General features: G+C 30.3%; 24 protein-coding genes. 21 read left to right on the top strand and 3 right to left on the bottom strand.

What is annotated here, in order from left to right; all coding sequences use genetic code 11:
- The first annotated feature begins 10 nt into the window (after positions 1-10).
- From trpC to FIA58_RS01460, 11 genes are all read left to right on the top strand, one after another.
- Complete coding sequence (gene trpC, locus FIA58_RS01510; protein WP_140959300.1) at positions 11-799, top strand: indole-3-glycerol phosphate synthase TrpC; 789 nt, start codon at positions 11-13, stop codon at positions 797-799.
- Positions 796-1431, top strand: coding sequence for a phosphoribosylanthranilate isomerase (locus FIA58_RS01505; RefSeq protein ID WP_165928827.1), 636 nt, complete (start codon positions 796-798; stop codon positions 1429-1431). The genes trpC and FIA58_RS01505 overlap by 4 nt, the downstream gene beginning before the upstream one ends.
- Positions 1421-2614, top strand: a complete 1194-nt coding sequence (trpB, locus tag FIA58_RS01500; protein ID WP_140959298.1) for a tryptophan synthase subunit beta — start codon at positions 1421-1423, stop codon at positions 2612-2614. Before FIA58_RS01505 ends, trpB begins: the two co-directional genes overlap by 11 nt.
- Positions 2615-2648: 34 nt before the next feature.
- A complete protein-coding gene (gene trpA / locus FIA58_RS01495; protein ID WP_140959296.1) occupies positions 2649-3413 on the top strand; it encodes a tryptophan synthase subunit alpha in 765 nt (254 codons plus the stop codon).
- Positions 3414-3522: 109 nt separating this feature from the next.
- Positions 3523-4470 carry a tRNA dihydrouridine synthase gene (locus tag FIA58_RS01490; RefSeq protein WP_140959294.1) on the top strand — a complete coding sequence of 316 codons (948 nt, stop codon included), beginning with the start codon at positions 3523-3525 and terminating at the stop codon, positions 4468-4470.
- A gap of 219 nt (positions 4471-4689) precedes the next feature.
- Positions 4690-5307, top strand: a complete 618-nt coding sequence (locus tag FIA58_RS01485; RefSeq protein WP_140959292.1) for a TetR/AcrR family transcriptional regulator — start codon at positions 4690-4692, stop codon at positions 5305-5307.
- Positions 5308-5311: 4 nt separating this feature from the next.
- The gene (locus tag FIA58_RS01480; RefSeq protein WP_140959290.1) at positions 5312-6595 is read left to right on the top strand and encodes a TolC family protein; all 1284 of its coding nucleotides are present in this window, start codon (positions 5312-5314) and stop codon (positions 6593-6595) included.
- A gap of 14 nt (positions 6596-6609) precedes the next feature.
- Positions 6610-7689, top strand: a complete 1080-nt coding sequence (locus FIA58_RS01475; RefSeq protein WP_140959288.1) for an HlyD family secretion protein — start codon at positions 6610-6612, stop codon at positions 7687-7689.
- Positions 7690-7691: 2 nt separating this feature from the next.
- The gene (locus FIA58_RS01470) at positions 7692-9287 is read left to right on the top strand and encodes an MDR family MFS transporter (RefSeq protein ID WP_140959286.1); all 1596 of its coding nucleotides are present in this window, start codon (positions 7692-7694) and stop codon (positions 9285-9287) included.
- A gap of 104 nt (positions 9288-9391) precedes the next feature.
- On the top strand, positions 9392-9760 hold the full coding sequence (locus FIA58_RS01465) for a ribosomal maturation YjgA family protein (RefSeq protein ID WP_140959284.1): 369 nt from the start codon (positions 9392-9394) through the stop codon (positions 9758-9760).
- A gap of 120 nt (positions 9761-9880) precedes the next feature.
- Positions 9881-10462, top strand: coding sequence for a WG repeat-containing protein (locus tag FIA58_RS01460; protein WP_140959282.1), 582 nt, complete (start codon positions 9881-9883; stop codon positions 10460-10462).
- Positions 10463-10498: 36 nt separating this feature from the next.
- On the opposite strand, the gene yaaA is transcribed toward FIA58_RS01460, so the two are convergent.
- Positions 10499-11257, bottom strand: coding sequence for a peroxide stress protein YaaA (yaaA, locus tag FIA58_RS01455; RefSeq protein ID WP_140959280.1), 759 nt, complete (start codon positions 11255-11257; stop codon positions 10499-10501).
- 153 nt (positions 11258-11410) lie between these two features.
- Here yaaA and FIA58_RS01450 point away from each other — a divergent pair, with 153 nt between their 5' ends.
- The 3 genes from FIA58_RS01450 to FIA58_RS01440 all read left to right on the top strand — a co-directional run bounded on the left by FIA58_RS01450 (position 11411) and on the right by FIA58_RS01440 (position 12885).
- Positions 11411-11983, top strand: coding sequence for a hypothetical protein (locus tag FIA58_RS01450; protein ID WP_140959277.1), 573 nt, complete (start codon positions 11411-11413; stop codon positions 11981-11983).
- A 133-nt stretch (positions 11984-12116) separates the two neighbouring features.
- Positions 12117-12491 carry a hypothetical protein gene (locus FIA58_RS01445; RefSeq protein ID WP_140959275.1) on the top strand — a complete coding sequence of 125 codons (375 nt, stop codon included), beginning with the start codon at positions 12117-12119 and terminating at the stop codon, positions 12489-12491.
- Between the two features lie 22 nt (positions 12492-12513).
- Complete coding sequence (locus tag FIA58_RS01440; protein ID WP_140959273.1) at positions 12514-12885, top strand: VOC family protein; 372 nt, start codon at positions 12514-12516, stop codon at positions 12883-12885.
- A gap of 13 nt (positions 12886-12898) precedes the next feature.
- Here FIA58_RS01440 and FIA58_RS01435 read toward each other — a convergent pair whose 3' ends face one another.
- Positions 12899-13942 (bottom strand): RluA family pseudouridine synthase, encoded by a 1044-nt coding sequence (locus tag FIA58_RS01435; protein WP_140959271.1) that lies wholly within the window; start codon positions 13940-13942, stop codon positions 12899-12901.
- An 8-nt stretch (positions 13943-13950) separates the two neighbouring features.
- The gene (locus FIA58_RS01430) at positions 13951-14565 is read right to left on the bottom strand and encodes a PASTA domain-containing protein (RefSeq protein WP_140959269.1); all 615 of its coding nucleotides are present in this window, start codon (positions 14563-14565) and stop codon (positions 13951-13953) included.
- Positions 14566-14655: 90 nt separating this feature from the next.
- Between FIA58_RS01430 and FIA58_RS01425 the strand changes: the two genes are divergently transcribed.
- The 7 genes from FIA58_RS01425 to FIA58_RS01395 all read left to right on the top strand — a co-directional run bounded on the left by FIA58_RS01425 (position 14656) and on the right by FIA58_RS01395 (position 21475).
- Positions 14656-15627, top strand: a complete 972-nt coding sequence (locus FIA58_RS01425; protein ID WP_140959267.1) for a D-alanine--D-alanine ligase — start codon at positions 14656-14658, stop codon at positions 15625-15627.
- A gap of 24 nt (positions 15628-15651) precedes the next feature.
- On the top strand, positions 15652-16269 hold the full coding sequence (locus tag FIA58_RS01420) for a zinc ribbon domain-containing protein (RefSeq protein ID WP_140959265.1): 618 nt from the start codon (positions 15652-15654) through the stop codon (positions 16267-16269).
- Positions 16269-16739: a hypothetical protein gene (locus FIA58_RS01415; RefSeq protein ID WP_140959263.1), complete on the top strand. Its 471-nt coding sequence runs from the start codon at positions 16269-16271 to the stop codon at positions 16737-16739. The genes FIA58_RS01420 and FIA58_RS01415 overlap by 1 nt, the downstream gene beginning before the upstream one ends.
- An 88-nt stretch (positions 16740-16827) precedes the next feature.
- Positions 16828-17286, top strand: coding sequence for a pantetheine-phosphate adenylyltransferase (gene coaD, locus FIA58_RS01410; RefSeq protein ID WP_140959261.1), 459 nt, complete (start codon positions 16828-16830; stop codon positions 17284-17286).
- A gap of 203 nt (positions 17287-17489) precedes the next feature.
- A complete protein-coding gene (locus tag FIA58_RS01405) occupies positions 17490-19025 on the top strand; it encodes a SulP family inorganic anion transporter (RefSeq protein WP_140959259.1) in 1536 nt (511 codons plus the stop codon).
- A 161-nt stretch (positions 19026-19186) separates the two neighbouring features.
- Positions 19187-19792, top strand: a complete 606-nt coding sequence (locus FIA58_RS01400) for a transglycosylase domain-containing protein (protein WP_140959257.1) — start codon at positions 19187-19189, stop codon at positions 19790-19792.
- A 768-nt stretch (positions 19793-20560) separates the two neighbouring features.
- Positions 20561-21475, top strand: a complete 915-nt coding sequence (locus FIA58_RS01395; RefSeq protein WP_140959255.1) for a hypothetical protein — start codon at positions 20561-20563, stop codon at positions 21473-21475.
- Positions 21476-21540 lie beyond the last annotated feature (65 nt).

Genomic DNA, 21540 nt, shown 5'->3' with positions numbered 1-21540 from the left:
TTACTAACAAATGAACATCCTAGATAAAATCATAATTGATAAAAAAAGAGAAGTCACTTTAAAGAAAGGCATCATTCCAGTTTCTCAATTAGAAGCTTCTGTTTTATTTAATGGAAGAACCAATTCCATGTCTAAATTATTAAAAAATAGTAGGTCAGGAATTATTTCCGAACACAAACGTCGTTCTCCATCTAAATCAGTTATTAACAATAATCACACTGTTGAGGATGTGGTTTTAGGGTATCAAAATGCAGGTGTTTGCGGTATTTCTGTATTAACTGATGGTAAATACTTTGGAGGCTCTTTAGATGATTTATTATTGGCAAAAGCATCCGTAAATATTCCATTATTACGAAAAGAATTTATCGTTGACGAATACCAAATACTAGAAGCTAAAGCACACGGAGCAGATACAATTCTATTAATAGCTGCTGTTTTAACTCGTGAAGAAATAAAACAGTTATCTATATTTGCTCAAAGTCTGGCATTAGAAGTTTTATTAGAAGTTCATAATTTAGAAGAATTAGAAAAATCAATCATGCCTAGTTTAGACATGATTGGTGTTAATAACCGTAGTCTAAAAACTTTTGAAGTAAGTTTGAATTACAGCAAAGAATTAGCTAATCAAATCCCTGATGACTTTGTAAAAGTTTCTGAAAGTGGTATTAGTACAGTTGAAGTTGTAAAAGAATTACAACAATTTGGTTACCAAGGTTTTTTAATGGGAGAACACTTCATGAAAACCAATAATCCTGGTAAAGAAGCAAGCGAATTTATTAGAAAAATAATAGGACAATGAAAAAAGTGAAATTAAAAATATGTGGCATGAAGTATCCAGAAAATGTTCAGGATATTACTACACTAGAACCTGATTATTTAGGATTTATTTTTTGGGATAAATCTAAAAGATATTTTGATTTAACGGAACTTCCAAAATTAAATTCAAATATCAAAAAAGTAGGTGTTTTTGTTAATCCAACTTTAGAAGAAATTCAAGAAAAAGTAACTAATTTCCAACTAGATATCATCCAATTACACGGTCAAGAATCACCCGATTTTTGCAAAACTGTTCAAGAATTAAAAGTGGAAGTAATTAAGGCTTTTTCAATAAGCGTAAATTTCAACTTTGATCAATTAATAGAATATGAAAATACAATAGATTATTTTCTCTTTGATACTAAAGGAAAAAAACCAGGAGGAAATGGAATATCATTCGATTGGGAGTTATTAGAAAACTATTCATTAACCAAACCTTTTTTCTTAAGTGGTGGAATTGGAATAACAAGTATAGATGCGATAAAAACATTTTTGAGAAAAACAGTAGCACAATATTGTTATGGTGTGGATGTAAATAGTCGATTTGAAAAAAAACCAGGTTATAAAAACTATTCTAAACTTAAGAGATTTAAAAAATCATTATATGAAAACTAAATATGCAGTAGATGAATACGGATTCTACGGAAAATTTGGAGGAGCTTTCATTCCAGAAATGTTGTACCCAAATGTAGAAGAATTAAAAGAAAACTACTTGAAAATAATGGCTGAACCTAGTTTTCAAGAAGAGTTCAATGAATTATTAAAACAATATGTAGGACGACCTACTCCACTCTATTTTGCGAAACGTTTATCAGAGAAGTATAATACAAAAGTGTATTTAAAACGGGAAGACTTATGTCATACAGGTGCACACAAAGTAAACAATACGATTGGACAAATTTTAATGGCAAAACGTTTGGGTAAAACTAGAATTATTGCAGAAACTGGTGCTGGTCAACACGGTGTCGCAACGGCAACAGTTTGTGCTTTAATGGGTTTGGAGTGTATCGTTTATATGGGAGAAGTAGATATTAAGCGACAAGCTCCAAATGTGGCTCGAATGAAAATGCTTGGTGCAACTGTTCGTCCTGCAACATCTGGATCAAGAACCTTAAAAGATGCTACTAATGAAGCCATTCGTGATTGGATTAACAATCCTGTGGATACATTTTATATTATTGGTTCAGTGGTTGGACCGCATCCTTATCCAGATATGGTAGCTCGTTTTCAAAGTGTGATTTCCAAAGAAATTAAAACTCAATTATTAGAGCAAGAAGGTAAAGAAAATCCGGATTATGTAATTGCATGTGTTGGTGGTGGAAGTAATGCTGCTGGTGCTTTTTACGAATTTTTAGAAGACGAATCTGTAAAATTAATAGCAGTTGAGGCTGCAGGTCTTGGTGTAGATTCAGGTGAGAGTGCTGCTACTTCAGTTTTAGGAAAAATAGGTATTATTCACGGAAGTAAAACCTTATTAATGCAAACAGAAGACGGACAAATTACTGAACCCTATTCTATTTCTGCTGGTTTGGATTACCCTGGTGTGGGGCCATTACACGCTCATTTACATGATTCCAATCGTGCAGAATTCATAGCTGTTACGGATAAAGAAGCCATGCAATCAGGTTTAGAAATTTCAAAAATGGAAGGTATCATTCCAGCTATTGAAACCGCTCACGCATTCTCTGTCTTGGATAAAAAACAATTTAAACCTACAGACATTGTAGTTATCAATTTATCGGGAAGAGGTGATAAAGATTTGAATACATATATTGAATATTTTAATTTAAGTGATTAGTGAAAATAGCTTAAATTTTAAACCAAGAAAAGCAATGAACAGAATAAATAATAAATTACAAGAAGATAAAAAAATACTTTCTATCTATTTTACAGCTGGCTATCCAAAATTAGACGATACGGTTTCGATTATTAAGGAATTAGAACAAAACGGTGTAGACATGATTGAAATTGGCCTCCCTTTTTCTGATCCTTTGGCTGATGGACCAACCATTCAAGAAAGTTCCACTCAAGCTATTGAAAATGGTATGACTACTTCTCTCCTATTTGAGCAACTGGCTAACATTCGCGAAAGCGTAAAAATTCCTTTGCTAATTATGGGGTATTTTAATCCTATGATGCAATTTGGAATGGAAGAATTTTGCCAAAAATGTGCTGCAATTGGTATTGATGGTTTAATTATTCCAGATTTACCATTATATGTTTATGAAAATGAATATAAAACGTTATTTGAAAAATATGGTTTAAAAAATATCTTCTTAATTACACCACAAACTTCAAACGAACGTATTACTGAAATTGATACTATTTCTAATAGTTTCATTTACATGGTAAGCTCGGCAGCTGTAACTGGAAGTCAGTCAGGTTTTGGAAATGAACAAATAGATTATTTCAAACGAATTGCAGATTTGAATTTAAAAAACCAGCAAATAGTAGGTTTTGGAATTAAAGATGAAGAAACTTTCAACCAAGCGACAAAATATCAAAAAGGAGCGATAATTGGTAGCGCTTTTATTAAGTATTTGGCAAAAAATCCAGTTAATATGATTAAGGAGTTTATTTCTTTAATTAAAAAATAAAAAACTAAATATTCTAAATCCCAAATTCCAAACTATATGGTTTTTGGGATTTTATCTTTTTAATACAAACCAACATCTTTTCTCCTATCTTTGCTTTTCAAAATACTATATGATTCCAACGCTACTTTCATCTCCTTTACAAGGCTTTACCGATTTTCGATTTAGAAATGCATTACATAAATATTTTGGTGGCATTGATACTTTTTATGCTCCTTACATTCGCTTAGACGGGAAATTAATCATTAAAAATTCGTACCAACGCGATTTAAATTTGGAAAATAATACTACATTAGAATTGATTCCACAAGTAATGACTAATGATGCTGATGAATTTCTTTTTGTGGTAAAATACATTCAGGAATTGGGTTACAAAGAATTAAACTGGAATTTAGGTTGTCCTTATCCAATGGTAACCAAAAGAGGAATGGGTTCTGGATTAATTTGCCAACCTACAAAAATTGATCATATTTTAGAAAGAACGCATAGTGAAACAGATGTAGTGGTATCAATGAAAATGCGTATGGGTTATGAAAATCCAGAAGAAATTTTGGCTGTTTTTCCTATTTTGGATAAATATCCTTTAAAAAATATTGCCATTCATGCAAGAATTGGAAAACAACTCTATAATGGTGGTGTTAATTTAGAAGCTTTTCAACGTTGTACCGAAAATACCAAACATAAGCTATATTATAATGGTGATATCACTTCTGTTGCTAAATATAGAGAAATGCAAGAACGTTTTCCAAATATCGATCATTTCATGATTGGTCGTGGTTTAATTTCAGATCCATTTTTGCCGAGTATGATTAAAAATAATACTACTGATTATCCAAAAGACAGATGGCAAATTTTTAGCGATTTTCACGACACTATTTATCAAGAATATGACGCTGCACTTTCTGGACCAACACCCATTCGAATGAAAATGCTAGGTTTTTGGGGTTATTTTTCAAACTCCTTCTCTGATCCTCAAAAAACGTTTAAAAAAATTAAGAAAGCACAAAGTCCAAGAGCCTATCAAGAAGCGGTTAAGGAAATTTTTAATAAAGAAAAATAAACATAAAAATACATTGTTTATTTATAAAATTTAATTTCTCCTTTTTGAATTTTTAAAATTATCTATATTTAAAACATCTTTCTTTAAAAGCTCCTTTAACTTGGAATTTCTTCCATTATACCTATTTGAATGTTGTTAAAAAAAAGTTAAACAAAAATTAAACAATCGTTTAATTTAAACAAATGTTTAATTTTGTATCGTGATTAAAACGAATAGAAAATGACAGAGTTTAATTCAAAACAAATTGAGATTATCAACATAACTGAAAAACTCTTTGCAGAAAAGGGTTTTGATGGAACTTCAATCAGAGAAATAGCTAAAGCTGCTGAGATAAATGTAGCGATGGTCTCTTATTATTTTGGTTCAAAAGAAAAGTTACTAGAAGCTATAATTTTATATCGTGTTTCTGCTTTTGGAGTAATGTTAGAAAACCTTCAAAATGAACCCATTTCTCCAATAGAAAAAGTAAAAAAATATATTTGTTTCTACATCAAAAGAATTTATGAAAATAAGGATATCTATCAAATTCTTCATTTTGAAATTGTCAACCAAAAAAGAACGAGTGATTTTCCATTTTTTTCAGAAATAAAACGAAAAAACTTACAACTTCTAGAAAATATAATCGCTGAAGGAAAAAACAGTGCTATTTTCAAACCAAAATGCAATACTGTTCTGATTCCAACTTTAATCATTGGTACGTTTTCTCAATTCTATAACAATAAAAAATTCTATCAAGAGATGTTGAATTTGAATGATGAAGCTTCATTTGAACATTACATTTTAAATGACTTCATTGAAGAAATAACAAACGTAATATTAGGAATGTTAATTAAATAAAATAATGAATATCAACAAATTTATAATCATTGCTTTTTTTTCATTTGGATATATCCATTCCCAAGAAAATAAGCAATTATCATTGCAAGAAGCTATTACTTTAGCCACTACAAAAAGTAACCAAGCTATTTTAGCAGATACCAAAATAAAAACCTCAGAATGGGAATTGAAAACCGTTAAAAACAATCAATTACCAAATGTATCTTTATCAGGACAGTTTTTCAAATTGACGCAAGCCAATGTAAAAGGAAATTTAATTCCTGATTCTGGTGGAAATTTAGATATTAGTCAATTAGCAATAGGTCAAGCAACTGCTTCAGTTCCTGTTTTTAATGGTTTTAAAATTCATAACAGTATCAAAGCTTCTTCCAGTCTTAATCAAGCAGAAGTGAGTAATGCGCAACATACGAAAGAGCAAATTGCTATGTATGTAACGCAATTATACTTTGGTTTATACAAAACCCAACAAATGATTGCTTTAACAGAAGATTACCTAAAAAGTGCTCACCAACGGGTTGTCGATTTTCAAGCTATGGAAGATAATGGTTTATTGGCACACAATGATTTACTGAAAGCCAAATTACAAGAATCTGACATTGAGTTATCATTGGCTACAGCCAAAAAAAATAATTCGGTTTTAAACTTTCAATTGGCAAACTTTTTACAATTATCAGAAGGAACAAAAATTACAATTTCTGATGAAGCATTTCAAAGCTTAAAAACACTTTCTGGCAATTCAATTGAAAGAAAAGATTTAGAAGCTTTAACTTTTCAGGAAGAAGCTGCAAAAACCAATATTAAAATTGCTAAAGGGAATTATTACCCTTCCTTAAATTTAATTGGTGGATATATTGCTTTAGATGTAAAAAATGCATTAACAGTAACTAATGCCATGAATTTTGGAGCTGGAATTTCGTATGATGTTTCTTCTATTTTTAAGAATAAGAAAAATGTTGAAAAAGCAAAAAGTAAAGCACTTGAAACCGAAAATCAAGTTGCCATTTTAAGTGATAAGATAAAAGAGGAAGTACAAGAAGCTAATGAAAACTACCTTTTAGCTATTAAACAAAAAGAAGTGTATGAAAAAGCACAGCAACAAGCGGAAGAAAATTATAGAATTGTAAAAGACAAATATGACAACGGATTATCGAATACCAATGATTTATTAGAAGCTAATGTAGATCAGTTGCAAGCCAAAATAAATTACACGATTTCAAATTCTGATATCTTACAGAAATACTACGAATTACAATTCCAACAAGGAAAATTAACCCAATCAATAAATTAAAAAATAGCTTAAAAATGGAAAAAAAGCAAACCAATAAAAAATTCACCTTTATACTAATCGGATTAGTAACTTTAGGTGTAGTTTATGGTGGATACAAATACATTCACTCTCTTTCACATGAAACTACAGATGATGCTCAAATTGAACAAAATATGACTCCAATTATTCCTAGAGTCACTGGTTTTATTGCGAAAGTAAATGTAAAAGACAATCAATTCGTTAAAAAAGGAGATACACTATTTGTAATTGATAATAGTGATTATAAAGTGAGAGTTGAAGAAGCAAAAGCTGCATTATTAGCTGCAGAAAGTACCTTTGAAGTTTCAAAAGCAGATGTTGGAACTGCTCAAGTAGGTGTTTCCGTGAGTGATGCCAATACCAAATCTGCAACTACAAGTATAGAGTCTGCTGAAACGAGATTATGGAGAGCTACAAATGATTTTGAACGTTTTCAAAATTTGTACAACAACAAATCAATAACTAAACAACAATATGAGCAAGCTTTAGCAACTAAACAAGAAGCAGAGAGTCAATTGAAAATGATGAAGCAACAAAAAAGCGCTAGTGATTTTCAGAAAAACATTGCGGTTACAAGAACAAATGTTTCTCAAAAACAAACTGCTGTAGCTTCAGCTAATATTGCAAGAGCACAAGCTGCTTTAGATGCTGCTCTTTTAAACCTAAATTACACAGTAGTTACTGCAGCAACAAACGGACAAGTTTCAACTATTGACTTACAACCAGGGCAATTAGTACAACCAGGACAATCTTTGTTTTATATCATTAATACGGAAGACGTTTGGGTAGTAGCAAATTTCAAAGAAACGCAATTAAACAAAATGAAATTGGGTCAAAAAGTAGAAATTAAAGCAGATGCTTTTCCTGATGCCGATTTTGAAGGAACCATTACTTCATTCTCACCAGCAACAGGTTCTCGTTTTTCTTTACTACCTCCAGATAATGCTACCGGGAACTTTGTAAAAACAGTACAACGTTTACCTGTAAAAATTTCGTTAACTACTAATAACGATAAAGAGAAAATAAAATCCTTACGTTCAGGAATGAATGTTGAAGTGGATGTACATCTTAAATAACTATGAGCACTAATACAACAAACATACAAGAAGATAGTTTAGTTGAATATGGCTTTAATCGAGTAATTATAACCATTACAGCAGTCTTATGTGCCCTTTTAGAAATTGTGGATACCACGATTGTAAATGTGGCCTTAAACGACATGCGTGGAAGTCTTGGTGCAACATTAACAGACGTAGCATGGGTAATTACTGCTTATGCTATTGCCAATGTAATTGTGATACCAATGACTAGTTGGTTATCGCAACAATTTGGTCGTAGAAACTATTTTGCAGCTTCCATTATCATATTTACCTCAGCTTCTTTTTTGTGTGGAAATGCTACGGGAATTTGGGAACTAATTATATTTAGATTTATTCAAGGTTTAGGTGGTGGTGCTTTATTAGTTACATCGCAAACCATTATTACTGAAAGTTATCCTGTTGCCAAAAGAGGAATGGCGCAAGCTATTTATGGAATGGGTGTTATTGTAGGTCCAACACTTGGTCCTCCATTAGGAGGGTATTTGGTAGATACTTATTCTTGGCCTTATATCTTTTACATTAATATTCCCATTGGAATTATTGCAACTCTGTTAACACTACGTTATGTAAAAAGTCCAAAATATGGAGAAAAACTAAGTAGTAAACAAGTAGACTGGTATGGAATACTAACGTTAGCTGGATTTATTGGTTCGCTTCAATACGTTTTAGAACATGGTCAACAAGACGATTGGTTCAATGATACTAGTATTGTTACTCTCAGTTTAGTAAGCTTTTTTAGTTTGTTTTTCTTTATTTGGAGAGAACTCACTTACGAATATCCTATTGTTAACCTCAGAGTTTTAAAAGACATCAATTTAAAAGTGGGAACAATTTTAAGTTTCATCATGGGCTTTGGATTATATGGTTCTACTTTTATTATTCCCATTTACACGCAATCCATTTTAGGTTGGACAGCAACAGATGCTGGATTACTTTTAATTCCAAGTTCGTTAATGACTGCCTTTATGATGCCAATTATTGGTCAATTATTACAAAAAGGAGTCCCACAAAAATACCTAGTAGCTTTAGGATTTTTAATGTTTTTCTTTTTTACCTTTTGGATGTATAGCATCATGACACCTGATACAGGAGATGAATATATGTATTGGCCTTTAATTATTAGAGGGTTAGGTTTAGGATTACTTTTTGTACCTATCACCACCCTATCGCTATCCACTTTAAAAGGAAAAAGTATTGGAGAAGGTGCAGCTTTTACAGGAATGTTACGTCAATTAGGAGGTTCATTTGGTATTGCCATAATTACTACATTTATTGCAAGATTTAGTCAAGAACATCGTGTCAACTTAATTGCTAACATTGATGTTACTAAAGTTCAAGTACAAGATAGAATTCATCAATTGCAAATGGGTTTTATGTCTAAAGGATTTAGTACCAATGAAGCTTTAGCAAAAGCGCACCAAGTACTAAATATGGGTGTTGTAAAGCAAAGTACGGTTTTAGCGTATATGGACATCTTTTTATACTTAGGCATTTTATTTTTAATATGTGTACCTGCTATACTTTTAATTAAAAACAACAAGAATAAAGTAAACATTAGTGAAGCCATGCATTAATAAAACATTTATAGTAAGAAGAATCCAAGTTAACGCTTGGATTTTTTTGTGCCTTACTATAGTCTTTTTAATTATATTTGAAAAATTTCGTCAAATAATACCAAATGCTAACCTTCAATAAAAAGTATTTTCTACTTACCCTTATCATTTTCTTTATCGAAGTTATAATTGCTTTGTACATAAATGATAATTTTATAAGACCTTACTTAGGTGATGTTTTAGTAGTAATTCTTATTTATTGCTTTGTAAAAACTTTTATAAAAATACCAGTGGTTACTGCAGCCCTATTTGTACTACTTTTCTCTTTTACAGTTGAGTTGTTGCAATTTTTAAATATCGTAAAAATACTAGGTTTAGAAGAGTATAAAATAGCTCGCATAGTTATTGGTACTTCTTTCTCTTGGGCTGATTTAGTATGCTATACGGTAGGAATAGGAATTGTAGTGTGGGTTGAAAAGAAATCGTATTTCTAATTGGCAACAAAAAGAACAAATCCTTTCAACAAGTTTTAGATCAAATTGAATTGGAATAGCTTTTCATTTATTTTTGGAAAACAAAATGATAAATCAAACAAATTATAATGCAGCACTAAAATGAAACAAATTAGTACCATTGTATTACTATTACTCTTTGTAAGTTGTAATTCAAAACCGGATAACCCAAAAGTAGCATCAACTAAATCTTATGCTACTGTTACAACCGATAAGGATACTTTGTTTTCTATAAATAAAGGTCAGTTTGAGTATGGTTCATCTTGCGGATTTGTGAATAAAAAAGGAGACACAATTATACCCATTGGAACAATTGGCATGTGCTTTACGGATACATTCACAACATTTGCTTATGTTTTCGACAAGGAACGTTATGGTGATGGAATGGTTGCTATCAATCGAAACAAAGAAGTGATTTTTGATGCCTATTTATTTGACAATGGTCCAGATTATTTATCCGATGGATTATTTAGAATAATGCGCAATGGAAAAATAGGATTTGCAAATGAAATTGGTGAAGTAATAATTGAACCTAAATTTGAATGTGCATATCCTTTTGAGGATGGAAAGTCAAAAGTGGCTTATGATTGTGAAACCATTTCAGATGATTTAGAACATAAATCTTGGGAAAGTTCCCATTGGTTTTACATTGATAAGAATGGAAATAAAATAAGCGCACTATAACAATAAATAAACAAAAACATATTTAAAATAAACATTCTACCTCGTAAAAATCAATTTATTTCCTTTACTCAAATTACTATCAAAAACATAACCTTCATAATTGAATTTTTTCAAATCTTCAATGGTTTTAGCATCTGTATCAATAATATAACGTACCATTAAACCTCTAGCTTTTTTTGCGAAGAAACTAATCATTTTTAATTTCCCGTCTTTATAATCTTTAAATTCTGGAGTAATTACTGGTACTTTTAAAGCTTTTGTATCTACTGCACTGAAATATTCATTACTGGCTAGGTTTAAGAATAATTCGTCTTTAGTCAATTCTTTATTTAAAGCATCAGTAATTGTTTTTTTCCAAAACTCGTATAAATTCTTTTTGGTACCAATTTTTAAAGAAGTTCCCATTTCCAATCGATACGGTTGCATTAAATCCAAAGGTTTTAAAACACCATACAAACCTGATAAAATACGTAATTTATCTTGTAACTCATCCAATTTTTCAGTTGGAATGGTGTACGCATCCAAACCTGTATACACATCACCATTAAAAGCATACACAGCTGGTCGTGCATTTTCAGCAGTAAAAGGCGTTTGCCAATCTTGATTACGTTGCCAATTCAAATCAGCCAACTTTTCAGAAATGGACATTAAATCCATCAATTGTTTTGGCTTTTGTTTTTTTAAGATTTTATGTATGGTTTCTGATTTTGTAATAAAATCAGATTGTGTGAACTTTTCTGTTGGTAATTTGGTTTCAAAATCCAATGATTTTGCTGGTGAAATAACAATTTTCATATCTCTTTTTTATCGTTTTCCAAATGTACGAAAAAGAGTAAATTTTGGATTACAATTTTTATCAAAAATAATTATAGTTGGATTGGTATTATGGATGAGATTGTTTTTATTAATTTTGAAATATTTACAATACATCACTATTTTAAATAATTTATGGGAGAATATATACCACTAATTAAAGGTGAAATGGAAGGTTTTAAGATTGGGCTAACTTCTGATTTAATTTTATGGGAGCATACTAAAAGTTTAGACTATTCGAAGTATCATGGAGAATGGCTTGTGGGTTATGGTTTTGGATTTCAAATAGGTAAAAATATCAGAATACAAGTTAAAAATAATTCAGGGCCAAAAAACTTTGAAACTAACATAAAGTCAATTTTATTTTTACAAAATAGAATTTATAATTATGGTAAATTTCATGATAAGCTACAAATATATTTACAAAATATATCAAACTGGAATCAAATATTACTACAAAAAGAAACCATAGAAAATACTAAAAAACTTTTAAGTGAAAAGAAACTTCAAAGAAGTTTGAACAATGTATATAACTACTACAAAGAAAATTATGCTTTAGTTGCTCAAATGCACTTTTATGTATTACTAAAAAAATTATCTGATGCAAGGCATTCCAAACAACAGAAAAAAATAACTTCAGAAGCATATTTAAACAAAAAGTTTGAAATACAAAATAAATTAGAAGATTGGCTAACAAATAAATCTTAAAAATTATTTCATCCCAAAAGACTTTTATTATTTTTCCTATATTTGGTACAATAAGTTATAGTTCTTTATGATTTTATTCGAACTCATATTAGATTTCCTAATAAATCTCCTTGATTTTCAATTCCTAAAAGATTTGAAAAAGAAAAAAGCCACAGCAAAAGAAAATAAGCTGCTTCCAAGCACAAAAATTTTTATTACTATTTTATGCATAACGTTCCTATTTTCTTTTGGGTTTGCTACCTACAAAAACTATTTTGGTGATGATAAAAAAGTCCAAGAGGAATTATCTAAAGTAATAGCATTATTGGATAAAGAAAAAGAAAGTATGGGTTTTTATCCCAAAGAATTAACTGAAATCATTAGAAATAATCCTTTGCATAAAAACATTACAATTGATCTTTGGGGCAATGCATATCATTATAAATCTATTAATAATGGTAGCACTTATATTCTTTTATCTAAAGGAAGAGATGGAATTTTAAATACGGATGATGATATTATAAAATAGAAAAATCAAAAAAATAGAAAATATGAAATTAGGAGCCTTTTCAGTAAGTTTAAGTGTTAAAGATATTAAAGTTTCAAAACAATTTTATGAAAATTTAGGTTTTTCAGTATTTGCTGGTGACTTGGAAAAAAATTACCTCATCATGAAAAATGATAAAACAATAATTGGTCTTTTTCAAGGGATGTTTTCCAATAATATTTTAACATTCAATCCTGGTTGGGATGAAAATGCAACTGCTTTAGAAAACTTTAATTACATTAGAACCATCCAGAAAGACCTTGTAGCTAAAGGCATCACCATTGAAAAACCGATTGATGAAAATACAACAGGACCAGCAAATATAGTTATTACTGATCCTGATGGTAATGTGATTTTGCTAGACCAACATATATAGTCTATCTAAATTTTTATTCGTCTTCACTATACGATTGTGCTTTGCTATAGACTCTCCATTTTTCAATACAATCTACCATATCTTGAGGAATTTCTGTATCAAAACGCATGAATTCTTTAGTAATAGGATGTTCAAAACCTAAAGTTTTTGCATGAAGAGCTTGTCTAGGTAACACTTTAAAACAGTTGTCTACAAATTGCTTGTATTTGGTAAAAGTTGTTCCTTTTAAAATGGCATTTCCACCATAACGTTCGTCATTAAATAAAGTATGCCCAATGTATTTCATGTGAACGCGAATTTGGTGCGTTCTTCCAGTTTCTAATCGGCATGAAATTAAAGTTACATAACCTAATCGTTCTAGAACTTTATAATGGGTTACAGCTGGTTTCCCTTTTTCTCCTTCAGGATAAACAGCCATTTGCATTCTATTGGAAACATGTCTATCGATATTGCCTTCAATGGTTCCTTCATCTTCTTTTACATCACCCCAAACGATAGCAACATATTCTCTTTCAGAAGTTTTTGCTGCAAATTGTTTGGTTAAATAATCCATAGCCAATTCTGTTTTAGCAACCACCAATAATCCTGAAGTATCTTTATCAATACGATGTACTAATCCTGGTCGCTCTGAGCTATTCATGGGTAAATTATCAAAATGATAAGCCAAAGCATTCACTAAAGTGCCTGAATAATTACCATGTCCAGGATGAACCACCATACCTACTGGCTTATTAATCACAATGACTTGATCATCTTCATACACAATATCCAAAGGAATATTTTCTCCTTTTAATAAATGTTCATAAGGAGGGTGTTCTAGCATAACCCTAACCACATCATCAGGCTTTACCTTATAATTGGATTTTACAGCTATATCATTGACAAAAATCGAACCTGAATCGGCTGCTTTTTGAATTTTGCTTCTTGTAGTATTTTCTATAGCATTCATCAAGAATTTATCTATTCTCAACGCTTGTTGACCTTTGGCTATAACAAATCGATGATGTTCATGTAAATCATCCTCTAAATCGTCATTGGGTACTGTGTACGCTGTCATTTTATTTTCTATCTAAATTCATCTGGAAGTTGTTCTTCTTCTGACTCTAAAATCATATCAGATTGGTCAAAAACTTCTTTTCCATCTCCTAAAACAAAATCCACTACAGAATTTTTCTTTACTTTATCTCCTTCTTTCAATGTTTTACCATTCTGAGTTAAACTCAAAACAACATCTTTAGCCATATTCTTTTTATATGTTATCCTACCTTCTTTTAAACCCATCGATTTTAAATTGGCACTTATTTGACGGTATGTTTTTTCTTTAAAATCTGGTAAGATTACATCTGTATATCCTCCAGAATTTACTTTTACATATATTTTTCTACCATTTTTAACAGTAGTTCCAAACTTTGGACTTTGTTCTACAATGGAATAAGGAGGCATGTCTTTTCGAAAATCTACTGTATCTAATAACAATAATTCTAAACCTAACTCTTTTAATTTTTCATCGGCAATAACCACTTGCATTTTAGATAAATCTGGAACAGGAATTTCTTCTCCATGATTTGTCTTAACGTCTAAAAATTTTAATAATGCGAAACCTAAAACTACAATGATACCAAAAGCAATAGCTAATTGTATAAGAAATGTTTTACTGGTTAAGAATTTTCGTATGCTCATAAATATTCAATTTTGACAAAGATATAAAATAGAAAAGATTTAGAGTTATAAATAAATAATGTAATTTTGTTTACTTATTAACGGAATTATATGAAAAATGTTGCCATCATCATGGGTGGATATTCTAGCGAATACAAAATCTCTCTTTCTAGTGGAAATGTAGTTTACCAAAATTTGGAAGCTTCTAACTACAATATATATAAAATTCACATCTTAAAAGACAAATGGGTTTATGTCTCAACTGACAATACGGAATATCCTATTGATAAAAGTGATTTTTCTGTTGTTATTGAAGATAAAAAAACAACTTTTGATGTAGTCTTCAATGCCATACATGGAACTCCTGGAGAAGATGGCTTGCTACAAGCTTACTTTGAACTTTTAGGCATTCCACAAACTTCGTGTGATTATTATCAGGCTGCTTTGACTTTTAACAAACGAGATACACTTTCTGTTTTAAAGCCTTATGGTATTAAAACTGCAACTTCACATTATTTGAATTTTGGAGATGAAATTAAGGCTGACGAAATTTTAAAAAATATTGGGTTACCTTGTTTTGTTAAGCCAAATAAATCAGGTTCTAGTTTTGGAATATCCAAAGTAAAAACAGCCGAGGAATTCCTTCCTGCTATAGAAATGGCCTATAAAGAAGACAATGAAATTATTATTGAAAGTTTTCTAGACGGAACAGAAGTGTCTGTAGGAGTGATTAGTTTTAAAGGGAAAACGAAAGTTTTACCTATTACAGAAATTGTATCTGAAAATGATTTCTTTGATTATGAAGCTAAATATTTAGGAAAATCTAAAGAAATTACTCCGGCAAGAATTTCGGATGGAATGAAACAAAAAATAGAATCGGTTGCTAAAAAAGCATACGAGGTATTAAAGATGAAAGGATTTTCTCGTAGCGAATTTATAATTGTAAATGGAGAGCCATATATGTTAGAAATAAATACGGTTCCTGGTTTAACCAATGAAAGTATTTTACCGCAACAAGCTCGTGAAGCAGGAATTTCTTTACCCGAACTTTTTGAAAATGCTATTGAAGAAGCTTTAAAATAAAAAAATAACTTTACCTTTATACCTATGATTTTTTACGGAACCAATTCTTCGAAAATTAAAACAGGCCAACTTAGGAATGTAAAATGTCCAAATTGCGATAATGATGCCACAATGACTTATAGCGTTTTTGGTAAATATTTTTATATTTATTGGATTCCATTTTTCCCAATTGGAAAAGTAAATATTGTTGAATGCAATACTTGTAAAGCAACTTATGATATTAAAAATCTAGACCAAAAAATTAAAGCTAAATTTAAAATTGAGCAAGATAGAAATCCAATAAAGACTCCACTTAAACACTTTAGCGGAATTGGTATTGTAGCTGCCATAATAATTGGTGGAATCTTTTATGATAAAATGGAAGAAGATAAGACACTAGATTATGCTAAAAAACCAAAAATAGGTGATGTTTATTATTTTGAATTACCTGAGCTAAGAGGACATTATTCTACTTTAAAAATTACAAAAATCACAAAGGATAGTGTTTTTGTAGTAGAAAACAATATGGAAATAGATTCTAAATCTGAAATCGATCAAATTTTAAAAGAAAAGAATTATACTTACCCCTTTTCCTATTCAAAAGAAGAATTAAAAAATTTAACTCAAGACTTAAGTGTATTCTATAAAATAACAAGAGACTGATGAAAAAATATATTCCAATACTATTTCTAATTTTTCAAGTGAGTTTTGCTCAAGAAAAAAACATTCCTAAAGACCAAATGAAGTCGATTCGTTATGAATATAATTGGAAGGAAGAAGAAGAATTCCTAATCATCAATTATCGCTTTCCGCAAGACTATTGTCCGTACGAGAATTATACCGAATTAGAAAGGACTTATAATTGGTTAAACAATAAAGTATACAGTAAGGTGGATATGACCAATATTAGAAATATATTTATCTATGATGATAAGTTAGCAGCCAAACCTATACTAGATAATACAACCCATTATGATGATATAGGTCGCTATTTCTTGAAAAATTTCTTTGACAAAAAAGGGAGCTGCATTGGCTTACTGATTATCAATAAAAAAGGAGCCTATAAATCTATCATAGGAGAATATTCCAGTAAAGATATTAATAATCTTACGGAAGCATTAAAAATAAAATAATGAAATCGCCATTAACAAAAAGTTTGCTTAAGCAAATAACAAAAAAAGCGATACCATATATGACCGTTAAAAAATAAAATATACATATATGAGAAGAGCGATATTCCCTGGTTCATTTGATCCCATTACTAATGGTCATTCCGATATTATAAAAAGAGGTATTTCATTATTTGATGAAGTCATTGTAGCCATTGGTATAAATGCCGAAAAAAAATACATGTTTTCTTTAGAAGAACGTAAAAGATTCATTGAAGAAACATTCAAAGACGAACCTAAAGTACGCGTTATTACCTATCAAGGACTAACCATAGATTTGTGTAAAAAAGAAAAAGCAGATTTTATTCTAAGAGGACTTCGTAATCCTGCAGATTTTGAATTTGAAAAAGCCATTGCACATACCAATAGAAGCTTATCCCAAATTGAAACGGTATTCTTACTAACTGCAGCTCGAACTTCTTATATTTCATCTAGCATTGTGAGGGATGTGTTAAGAAATGGTGGTGACATTACCAGATTAGTTCCTGAAGCTGTCATGGGTCTAAAGTAATTATAATTTATAACTACTTATCAATCTTAATCATTTCGAGATTAAAGTATTAAATTTATAGAACTAGTAACTTAATACACAGAACTAGTCATCAAATTTTGCTTAATAGTAATTGAGTTTGGTTTAAACTTCATTTAAGCGTTAGGTTTCTTCAATTTGAAATGCTTACTTTTGCATTTTTATTTTAAAAGCCAAAAAATAGCATGAGACAAGTACTCAATCTTTTCGATTTTAAACAAAAAGTAGATTATAAAACAGAAATATTAGCGGGCTTAACCGTTGCTATGACAATGATTCCTGAATCATTATCGTTTGCTATTTTAGCAGACTTCCCTCCTCTTGTAGGCCTATATGGGGCTTTAATCATGGGAATTATAACAGCTATTTTTGGAGGAAGACCAGGTTTAATTTCTGGTGGTGCTGGTGCAACAGTAATCGTTTTGATTGCTTTAATGAAGTCACACGGATTAGAATATGTGTTTGGTGCCGTAGCTATTGCAGGAGTAATACAAATTGTTGTGGGGTTACTAAAACTGGGTAAATTCATCCGATTAGTACCACAGCCTGTTATGTTTGGTTTTGTGAATGGTTTAGCAGTTATCATTTTCATGTCTCAATTAGAACAATTTAAAACTGTTATTAACGGACAAAAAGAATGGTTAACAGGTTCACCCTTTTTAATCATGGCAGGTTTAGTAGCTTTAACCATTGCTATTATTCTTATTTTACCTAAAATTACAAAAGCTGTTCCAGCATCTTTAGTTTCCATCATTGTAGTATTCGGAATCGTGCTTATTTTTAATATAGATACCAAACAAGTAGTAGACATTGCTTCTGTTAGTGGTGACTTACCTCCTTTTCATATTCCACAAATTCCATTTACGTTAGAAACCTTAAAAATCATTTTACCTTATGGTTTAATAATGGCAGCAGTTGGTTTGACAGAAGGTTTACTAACCTTAAACTTGGTAGATGAAATTACTGGAACAAAAGGTAATAGTAACCGAGAATGTTTAGCACAAGGAACAGCCAATATTGCCAACGGCTTTTTCTACGGAATGGGTGGATGTCCTATGATTGCACAAACCTTGGTCAACTTATCCTCTGGTTCAAGAGCTAGGCTATCTGGAATTGTAGCTGCTTTAACGATTTTAGTCATTATTTTAGTGGGTGCTCCTGTAATCGAATTATTACCTATGGCTGCTTTAACTGGAGTTATGATTATGGTAGCCATTGGAACTTTTGAATGGGCTAGTTTTAAAGCTTTTACTAAAATGCCTAAGCACGATATCTTCGTCATGCTTGTAGTAACCTTGATTACCATCTTTTTACATAACTTAGCTTTAGCGGTTTTAATTGGAGTCATCATTTCTGCCTTAGTATTTGCATGGGAAAGTGCAAAACGCATTCGTGCTAGAAAATATATTGATGAAAACGGAGTAAAACACTATGAACTATTTGGACCTTTATTCTTTGGTTCAACCACCGCTTTTGCAGAAAAATTTGATGTACAAAACGATCCCAAAGAAATCATCATTGATTTTGCAGAAAGCAGAATCAACGATATGAGTGCCATTGATGCCGTAAACAAAATTACAGAACGTTATGCTGCTGTTGGCAAAAAAGTACACTTAAAACACTTGAGTAATGACTGTGTGGAACTACTTAAAAACGCAGAAGCCATTATTGATGTAAATATTATGGAAGATCCTACTTATAAGGTAGTTCCTGGGAAATAATTTTTAAAGGTATCTTTTTATACATTAACTTTTTGAATAAATAAAAGAACTTTAAATAAAAATTTAAAACCCATTATAGAAAGCATTAAAAAATGCAACAACAAATAAAATAGGAATAAAATTACTACTAATGGAGCTTGTAATCCTAGTTAAAATAAATTATGAAATTAAAAAAAATAGCGAAAGGGCTATTAAAAACAGGTATTATCTGCCTTGTACTTTTAGTAGTTATCTACAATTTACTTTTAAGTGATTTCAATCCTATTTTTGATACTCAGAATTACAAACAACTAACAACTGCATTAGACCAAGCAAAAGAAGAATCATTTGAAGAAATTATTGAAACCTATGATTCTATTTATACAAGTCCTAGTTTCAAAGAATTAGCAGTATCTAATTTATTTTCTTATTCTAATAAACAATGTCCATGTCTTAACATTACAAGAATGTATCATTCCTATTATAATAATCGATTTGAATCGATATATGAAGGTATTTTTTTTACTTTAAAACTAGAACGTAAGTATACACAAAGAGAATGTTTAAAATTGCTTTTAAAAGATTCTGATTATTTATATCAAAATAGAGGGATAAAAAAAGCAGCACACTACTATTACAATAAAGAATTAAAAGATTTAAATCAAAAAGAACGTATTACTTTGATTCTTATGTTAGAAAATCCAACTTTATATAATCCTGAAAGAAATAGAAAAATGCTACAACGAAAAGTACTTCATATTCAAAAAATGCTAAAGAATAAGTTCTAATATAATGACTCAAAAGAAACAACTATTTGCCATAATCGGAAGTGCAAGTTCAAATTCAGCCAACCAAAAACTTGTTGAAACATTGGCCCTTTAAAAAATCAGAAGGATTGTTAATTGAAGGAGATAATTATTATCGATTATTGTACGATGGTACAAAGGAAAAAATCTAATTAAAATTGGGAATACACTTTTAGATATGGGAATTCCGATTTTGAATTAATTGGTCATGACTTTAATAATAATTATGGACCAATAGTCAATAACTCAACAACTATTAATTTTTTAACTAAAAAAAAATTAGAAAAGGGAAACATTAATGAAGAAGCTGAAGGCAATGATGAAGTTTTTAAAGAAACTTGGGAAGATATAAAATTACAGAAATTAATTAAACTATCAGAAATTAAAGATTTTGACGAACTATCTTTTTACTAAAAGGATAGTTTTTTTTATCTAATGTAAAACTCATTCTAACTAAAAAAAGTTTGTGGCAATTTTTTTAAAAAAATTCTATTTACCACAGTTTTGTGGCAATTTATTTTTTTTTATTTTTTTTACCACAAAACTGTGGCAAACTGGAAGGGAAAATAAAATTGTCACAAACTTTATTTTTCAAAGACAAGAACTCTTATCCATCTCTTGCATTTTTTTTAATTGTAATTCCTCATATGCTTTTATCAGTTCAAAATGTCATAATTGAGTTACGTTAGATATCTAACAAAATAAAAAAAACTAATAGTATACATTTGAAGTAAACAAATTAATTCAATTATGAAAAAGTCTATTATTACATTTAGTTTACTCATTGGATATTTATTCACAGCCTGTTCCAATGACGATTCAACCAACCAAGGAATCACTTCAAAAGACATTAACACAGCTGAAAAAGTTAGTGTAGATCGTTTTAGTAGTAGTGCAGGAAATTTATTTGTAAGAACTTCAACTAATGGATTACCTGGTCCTAATGTTGCTATAAATTTTGATGAAGAACCATTCATCACTACAGGATTAAAAAGAACAGGTAGTTCCGCACAATATTACAATTTTGATGTACAATCATCAACTCCTGCTCCAATTTATGTATTCTTTAAAGAAGGCTCTGATACTCCTCTATCTGGTCAAAACAACATCATTGCTTCCCTTCCTGGAGAAATAGGTTATAATGATTTTTGGATCGTAAATAAAGTGATTGTCCCAAGCACTTATGTTCCAAATAGCATTACAAGTTTAGAAGAAATTCTTGCTTCAAATTATACCATAAGTCAAACAAATGCTATTGTAAATTGTCCCGTAGTACCTTTTGGCTCTACAGCATCAAAAAGTAAAACACAAGGTGTAGCTAGTGAACTAACTTTGGGTTGGTATAAAGGAAAAGCAGTTGCCTATTTTAGTTTTGAAGAAGCAACATTAACAGCAAATGGTTCAGGAGCTGTACCAATATCTCCAATATATGTTATGTTTAATGATAACAATATCGGACCAGCTTCAGGCTTTAAAACTGAAACAGGAACAATGCAAACTCATAATGTATTAGGTACTATTCCTAGTGATTCTGGATATTCTCCATTGTGGGCCGTTTTGGTAATTGATAATACCAATTTTGATGTGATTTCAGATTTAGATTCTGCCTCAAATGTAATGAATATGTATGCTGGAGTAAATGTTAATTGCCCAGTAGTAAATTAATTTAAAATAAAATTTTTAATATCTAATAAAACCTTGTCATGTAGACAAGGTTTTTAGTTTAAAAA

The sequence above is a fragment of the Flavobacterium jejuense genome (assembly GCF_006491595.2).
GTDB lineage: Bacteria > Bacteroidota > Bacteroidia > Flavobacteriales > Flavobacteriaceae > Flavobacterium > Flavobacterium jejuense.
The sequence above is the reverse complement of the archived record's forward strand: the minus strand, read 5'-3'. Positions and strand labels throughout refer to the sequence as shown.